7 protein-coding genes and 1 pseudogene are annotated in these 7,536 nt (G+C 31.9%); all 8 read right to left on the reverse strand.

Annotated elements, in window-relative coordinates; all coding sequences use genetic code 11:
* Positions 1-288 (reverse strand): annotated as a pseudogene (locus ABZA26_RS03850) (chromosome partitioning protein ParB); the annotation flags it as partial.
* A 1-nt stretch (position 289) separates the two neighbouring features.
* Positions 290-1,063 carry a ParA family protein gene (locus ABZA26_RS03855; protein ID WP_372713199.1) on the reverse strand — a complete coding sequence of 258 codons (774 nt, stop codon included), beginning with the start codon at positions 1,061-1,063 and terminating at the stop codon, positions 290-292.
* Positions 1,064-1,343: 280 nt separating this feature from the next.
* Positions 1,344-2,495, reverse strand: a complete 1,152-nt coding sequence (locus ABZA26_RS03860; protein ID WP_372713200.1) for a class I SAM-dependent RNA methyltransferase — start codon at positions 2,493-2,495, stop codon at positions 1,344-1,346.
* Positions 2,496-2,838: 343 nt separating this feature from the next.
* Positions 2,839-3,009, reverse strand: coding sequence for a rubredoxin (gene rd / locus ABZA26_RS03865; RefSeq protein WP_372713201.1), 171 nt, complete (start codon positions 3,007-3,009; stop codon positions 2,839-2,841).
* Positions 3,010-3,198: 189 nt separating this feature from the next.
* Positions 3,199-4,305 carry an AI-2E family transporter gene (locus ABZA26_RS03870; protein ID WP_372713202.1) on the reverse strand — a complete coding sequence of 369 codons (1,107 nt, stop codon included), beginning with the start codon at positions 4,303-4,305 and terminating at the stop codon, positions 3,199-3,201.
* A 237-nt stretch (positions 4,306-4,542) separates the two neighbouring features.
* Entirely contained in the window at positions 4,543-4,818 is a 276-nt protein-coding gene (locus tag ABZA26_RS03875; protein ID WP_372713203.1) for a DUF202 domain-containing protein, read from the reverse strand.
* A 155-nt stretch (positions 4,819-4,973) separates the two neighbouring features.
* Positions 4,974-5,714, reverse strand: a complete 741-nt coding sequence (locus ABZA26_RS03880) for an aspartate/glutamate racemase family protein (protein WP_372713204.1) — start codon at positions 5,712-5,714, stop codon at positions 4,974-4,976.
* A 47-nt stretch (positions 5,715-5,761) separates the two neighbouring features.
* Positions 5,762-7,039 carry a dicarboxylate/amino acid:cation symporter gene (locus tag ABZA26_RS03885; protein ID WP_372713205.1) on the reverse strand — a complete coding sequence of 426 codons (1,278 nt, stop codon included), beginning with the start codon at positions 7,037-7,039 and terminating at the stop codon, positions 5,762-5,764.
* Positions 7,040-7,536: the final 497 nt, after the last annotated feature.

The following is a 7,536-nucleotide window of genomic DNA, read 5'->3' on the forward strand; positions in this document are numbered from 1 at the left end:
ACTTACAAGCCTGTATCCGCCTTTACCGTTTTCCTGTAAATATATAATATTCAAAAGCCCTATTTTAGATATACTCTCTTTCAGCTCTTCTAGTTCCAAATCTTCAGACGTCAAAGCCAGCCTGTTTATAAAGGTAACATCTTCAAAATCTATTTCTTCTAAAAGTTTTGGCTGCATATGTATAAGACGTCCGTACTGTTTTATTATCTGTTCTTTTTTTTCTTCAAGACTATCTCTTTTTTTCTCTCTGTTAAGAAGAGGATTATTCCCCAATTTATTAGCAACCATACTAATTTTCCTCTCTTTTAAGAATTTCCTTACACAGACCAAGGTAGTCTTTTGCACCGTTACTCCTGGAAGCATAGTCAAATATGCTCACTCCATAGGAAGATGCTTCTGTTACCTTAACATTTCTCCTGATTGTTGTATTAAACATTCTTTCACCAAAAAATCCCTTTAGTTGGTCGATAACCTCATTGTGAAGTTTTATTCTGCCGTCCACCATTGTTGCAAACACTCCGCCTATTTCAAGTTCTTCATTCATTCTCTGAGTAATGAGGTCTATGGTATCCATAAGTTCCACAATTCCCTCTAATGCATAGAACTCTGTCTGAACAGGTATGTATACCTTCTGAGAGGCAATAAGAGCATTAAATGTAAGATTGTCAAGGCTAGGAGGACAGTCAATAATCACATAATCATAACCGTAAACCTCTTTCAATATCTCTTTTAATAGATTTTCTCTCCCAGGAACTCCCCCGAGCTCTAAATTAACTTTAGACATTTTGATGTTAGTTGGAAGGACATCCACTCCTTCTCTATCCATTATTACATCGTCTAAACCTATATTTTGCAGTCCAAATGCACGATCCTTCATAAGATCATAAATCGTGTACTCCAGTCCCCTTTTGTCAATTCCTACCCCTGAGGTCAAGTTTCCTTGAGGATCAAAATCAATTAGAAGTACTTTTTTCCCTAATTTCTTAAGCCCAAAGCTTATGTTCTGAGCTGAAGTTGTTTTTGCTACTCCACCTTTTTGATTTAAAATCGAAATAACCTTCATTTCTCTACTTCACCTGCCACTTTTTATATGGTATTCATCTTAATATATTAACACACTTTAAATCAATTTAAAAGTAAAAGCCCCTATAAAAATAGCAAAAGAAAGAAGCTCTAGAAACTTCTTTCTTCAGAATTTGATGTTTATACAAATTTGTCCCTCAGAATTTCCCTTTAAACCGCCCTTATTTTGACTTCTTGTCATGAAAGAGATACCCTTAAACTTTAAATTATATTTTCGATTATTTTTTATTTTTACATTCATGTAATTTAATTTTTTAAATTTAAATATTTTTTCTAGGCGGTCTGGCTCCGAAATACTGATATAAATGACATTTTATTCCTCCGTTATAAAGCTTTCTGTTTTTTGTTGATCTTTTCTCGAAGGCTCTTTCAAACTGCTCATACGAAGTTATCACATAATATGACCATTTGGAGAATCTCATTCTGCAGACATCTCCCAGTATTCCGTATAATTTATTTACAGCTTTATCGTCTGAAAGTCTTTCTCCGTAAGGTGGGTTTGTTATTATTGCTCCATATTCTGAAGGTGACTCTATTTCCAAAAGGTGTTTTGTTTCAAATGAGATATCATCCTCTACACCTGCTAAAACAGCATTTCTTTTGGCAGTTTCTATGGCCTCACCGTCTATATCTGAGCCGTATATCCTTACTTCTTTTTCATGGTCTTCACATGAGTAAGCTTCATCTCTCACATCTACCCATTTGTTTTTTTCAATAATACTCCAGTTCTCTGCGGCAAATTTTCTGTTTGATCCTGGCGCTATATTTCTTGCTATCATAGCCGCCTCTATAAGAATAGTCCCCGTTCCACACATGGGATCTAAAAGAGACAATTCTCCACCCCTCCATCTGGATATTTTTACAAGAGAGGCTGCCAGGGTTTCCTTCATTGGAGCTTCATTTATCTCTGCCCTATATCCCCTCTTATGAAGTCCCTCTCCGCTTGTATCGATCATAACTATAAATTTATCTTTATTTCCCTGTACCTTTATTTTATAAACTGCCCCATCTTCACTAAAGTAGTCTTTTTCATATTTCCCTTTCATTTTTTCCACTATAGCTTTTTTAGTTATTCTTTGGATATCGGACTTAGAGTAAAGCTTGCTGTTGACAGAACTTACCCAGCTGACAGGAAATTCCCCATCTTCTGCTATGACCTCATCCCAGTTGAGTTTTTTTACATTCTCAAAAAGTTGATCAAAAGTAAATGCTTCAAATTCTCCCATTTTTAAAAATACTCTGTCAGCACATCTCAGCCATATATTTGCCTTGGGGATATCTTCCAGTTTCCCGTCAAATTCCACTCTTCCGTTAAAGGTTTGTACATTTTCAAACCCAAGGTCTTTTAACTCCTGAGCCACTATACTTTCTATTCCCATTGAAGCTGATGCTATCAAGGTTACTTTATCCATAATAAAACTCCTTCTCAAATTTAATCTTCCCCTCATTTTATAGAAAAAATCAATATGTGTCAACAAATAGAAAAAGCTGATGTAGGGGTACACCAGCTTTTCAAAAGGGGTTTTTACGGGAGAATCTCAGAATAAGATCCTCAAGAATCTATAAGCTATATTCCTGTAAAAATTCTTTTTCCTCTTTAATTTTTTATAAATTTTATCTATTAAGTTTTAAACGAGAAAATACTTGTATTATCAAGGATACCAATTCATATCGACTGTTATAATTTATTAGGGATTACAACCTACCCTAAAAAAAATCGGCATAAATAAAAAGAAGGGAGTAGTAATCTCCCCCCTAGCAACAACCTAAAGTATCTTCAAATTCATCCTTTCTTGCGGCACATATAGGACATAACCAGTCTTCCGGTACATTATCAAAATCAGTTCCAGGTTCCACACCGTTATCAGGGTCTCCCCTTTCAGGATCATAAACATATCCACAAATTGTACATACCCATTTTTTCATAAATAAAATCACTCCTTTATCATAACATCTTGTTTTCTAGCCTTCAACATACATACTTTTATATGTTCATAACAGATATTTTCAAAAAAAATTAAAATTATATTTTTGTCTTTACTTATTTATTAGAAAAAACACCTTAATAAATAATACTCTATTAATAGCAAAAATTAAAATTAAATCTATTAATATTTATTTTTGAATCTCATCAGATTTTGCAAGCCCTTTCCTATTGAGAGCCTTGTAATATATTATTTTTATCATTGCAAATATAGGAACTCCTATCAGCATTCCCATCGGTCCGCCTATGTTCCCGCCTATCAAAACTGCCGTTACAACCCAAAAAGGATTCATACCAACTGAATCTCCCAAAATTTTAGGACCTAGAATCCAGCTGTCTATTTGCTGAGCCAATAATATAGCTATCCACATGGGTAAAACTTTCAATGGCAGCGTCAAAAGTACCAGCACCGTACTTATCACCCCTGCTATTATTGAGCCTATATAAGGTATCATGTTTCCTAACCCTATAATAAAAGAGATTAGGACAGCATAAGGTACATTTGTAAAAAACATTATTATAAAACATACAACTCCCACACACAGAGAAACCAAAGATCTTCCTGTTAAATAATTAATAAAAATTTTTCTGCTTTCAAAAAGAAAATCCAGTGATTCACTCACAGATTCTTTTTTTAAAAAAATAGATAAAGTTTTTCTTATAAAATTTATAAAATATTCTTTATATAGTAAAAAATAAACTGCAATTAAAAACCCAAAAAATATATCCACTATGGAAAAGGTCAGCTTAATTACTTTTTCTAAAACTGTAATAACAAAGGACTGGGTATTTACAACCTGGGAACCTATGAAGTTCATTAGTTTTTCCTTTAAAACTTTTTCATCTATAAAAGCGAACCTATTTTTATTTGCCTCAAATATCTCAACAACCCATGTCTGAGATTTACTTTTCATCTGGGGAAAGCTATCTATCAGTTCTCCCATACTGTTTGAAAGAGGTGGGATCACTATAAAAAACACTCCTATAAAAATAAAGACTAGAATTATAAAAGAAAAGAATATTCCCACATCTCTCCTAAAGTGAAATTTCTTAGAGAAAAAATTTATCATAGGTTCCAAAATCATTGCAATTACAAGTCCATAAATAAAAGGCTGAATATATTTATAGAAACCGTTTATGACCGACTTTAAACTTTCCAAATCCTGAAAAAAACTTTGAATAATTACAAGGAATAACCCTATAAAAAAAAATTTTATATAAAATCTATCATCCTTCATTGTGCCTCCAGAGATACTTTTTTTATTAACTAATGATAGCCTCTTTCTAAGATTTTTTCAATACTTGAATTGTATAACTTCATTGTTATAATTAAAACAAAAAAAATCCCTCCCTTAATTACATAGATACAACAGTATCTTCAGTAATAAAGAGAAGGACTCAAAAATACAAAAATCTTTCCACTATCAATTCACAAGTAATTTGGAAAAATCCCATTCTATTAATCTTTTTTATCATTAATACTGAACCTTTTTTAATTTTTTATTTATTTTTAAAAATCTCAAAAATCCAATATAAATAATTATAAATCCAATGTAGATAAAAGCATATCCAATTTTATTAATAATTGAAATATCAAAAAATTTAATAAAACTTGCTCCTGAAACTATTAGACTTAAAGCCGTCCTAATGTAAGCTAAGAAAGTTCTTTCATTAGCTAAAATTGTTCTATCTGTAGCCAAAAAATCTCTTAACATCATTTCATTCTTATCATTCTCATAAATATTAAACATAAAAGAACCTTTCGTACAGCATATTATAATTAATTCACAGCCGTTCATTTATTAAAATTTTATTTTTACTTAAGGATTTTACAGCCTCGTTATATTCAATTTTAAATTGCTATAATTTTATGAATAAGCGATAAATCTTTCTCTAAAAATAATATTTACACTATGGATAGATATCTGCCTTCTATCTCTTTAACTTGAATAATATCTTTTGCATACTTTACAGCAACCCTGGCAATAACATCATTTGGATTAACTACTTCAACTGATAATTTCTTATTTCCTAGTATCAAGGGTATTTCAGAGCACCCCATAATTAAAGCCTCTGCTCCATTAGCTATTAAAAAATTTGCTGCTTTTACCATCATTTCTTCATTTTTGTTAGTTAAACCATCATATTTAAATGAAAATATTGAATTATGTACCAAGTCTTGAATTTCCTCTGGTACTTCTACTACTTCAATGTCAAATTTATTAAATGACTTCTCGTACATTCTTGTTTTCATGGCACCAGCAGTAGCCAGAACTCCTACTTTTTTGACTTTATCCACGATCTTTATAGTTTCTAAAACTGCTTCATCAATAATATGTAATACCGGTATATCAACGGCATTCTTCACATAGTCATAAAAATAGTGGGCAGTATTGGCCCCTATAATTATAAAATCAGCTCCTGCACCTGCTATATTTCTTGCAGTTTCAGCCATAGCCGGTCCAGGATTTTCTCCCCCGTTCAAAATAGCATCCTGTCTACTTGGCATTTTGGGGTTATTGTCAATAATAATTCGTAAGTGTTCATGATCGTTCTTGGCATTACTTTCTGTTACGATACTAGAAAATAAATCAATGGTAGCTTCAGGTCCCATACCACCTAAAATACCGACTACTCTATCTTTCATATTTTCACTCCTTAAATTGATTTAAGCATTATTTGTAAAAATTATATCTAAGCTCCTTCGTTTATACTTTCAGCCTCTATTTCTTTACTTTTATTCCAGTATGGAGAAGTTTTTCCATCAAAAAGTTTCTCCCACGCAGATACAACAGTTGTCGCTGTGATATCACCCAACGTATTTGTAGCAGTCATTCCCATATCTAGCAACCTAAATACCCCAATCATCATTGCTCCTGCTTCAAGTGGTAATCCTAAAGATGATAGAAAGATAGCAGTTGATACAAATATTCCACCAGGAATACCTGGACTACCCAATGTTAAAATAACACCCAATATTGAAAACTGTAGTATTTGTGAAAACGTTACATCTATTCCAACAAGTTGACAGGCAAATACTCCCATAACTCCAAACCAAATTGCATTTCCATCCATATTCATAGTCGCTCCCATAGGAATTGAAAAGCTTGATATTTTCTTAGGTAAACCCATATCTTCCTCTGCTGTTTTTAATGAAACAGGAATTGTAGCAGCACTACTACAAAGTGTAAATGCAGTCAGCCATATTGGTTTTGTTTTTGTTAAATAATCCATGGGTCTCAATTTTGCAAATATTATAACTGAACTTAAATAAACAAATACAATTTGTAAAATAAGACCTAAATAAACGCTGCCGATAAATTTAGCTAAAGGTCCGAAAATATCAGTCCCAAATTTACCTGCAGTCCATGCCATCAACGCAGCAATACCATAAGGAGAAAATTCCATAACTATTGTAATAATTTTTAACATAAGCGATCCAATATCTCCAAATGCTCCAACTATTCTTACTTTAGTTTCACCACCTATCATCAAAACTGCTATACCTGTAAATATTGCAAAAACAATTATCTGTGGCAGCTTGCCTTCTGCAAGAGCCTGCAAAATATTAACAGGAATAAAAGATTGAACTGTATCCCAAAAACCTGACATTTTTTGAACATCCGCTGCCGTTGAAGAAACATCAAGATTTATCGATACTCCAGGTTTAGTTATCATACCTACGAAAGAACCTATTACAGCAGCACAAGCTGTTGTAACTAAGTAAAATCCTACAAGCTTAGATCCTGCCCTACCAAAGCTTTTTGCATCTTCCATTTGACAGATACCATATACTACATTAGCATATATCAAAGGTACAACGCCCATCCTTAGTAACCTCATAAAAACATCACCTATGGGTTTTAAAGATTGACCAAATTGCGGAGAGATTAATCCTATTATTAAACCTACAAGCATTCCTATAAAAATCTTATTAGCCAACCCAATTTTACTTTTCGATTTATTTAACATGTACATCACTCCTTTTTATAATTTTTTTATTAATTTTAAAAGTAACAATTTTGACTAAATTATGCTCTCGTCTATGGAATAATTCTAACTGTTTAAAATAAAAAAGTCATACTGCTCCCATTTAAAAATCAAATGAAAGTAATATGACTTTATACCTTTGAAGGGTAAAATAAAGCTAAACTTTATCTTTTCTTACAAAGATGCCCTTTACTTTTTAACCTTTAAAAATAACGCTAACACAGTTTGAAAATAATTAATGTAATCTAACATTTTTTAATAGAATTTGACAAATATAAAAAATAAAAATTTATAATATATAACGTATATGCAGCACCATGAAAATATATACTATATTGATCATTTTGTGCTTTTAAAAAAATTATGGATAGAATAAATTAGATAAATTAAAATATTAGCTATCGGATTGTGTGAATTGGTTTAATAATTACAGGATGACCAACCTTAAAAAAGTTGTCTAAAAAAATGTTGCCATTCCA

This window comes from Ilyobacter sp., from assembly GCF_041583315.1.
Taxonomy (GTDB): Bacteria; Fusobacteriota; Fusobacteriia; order Fusobacteriales; family Fusobacteriaceae; genus Ilyobacter.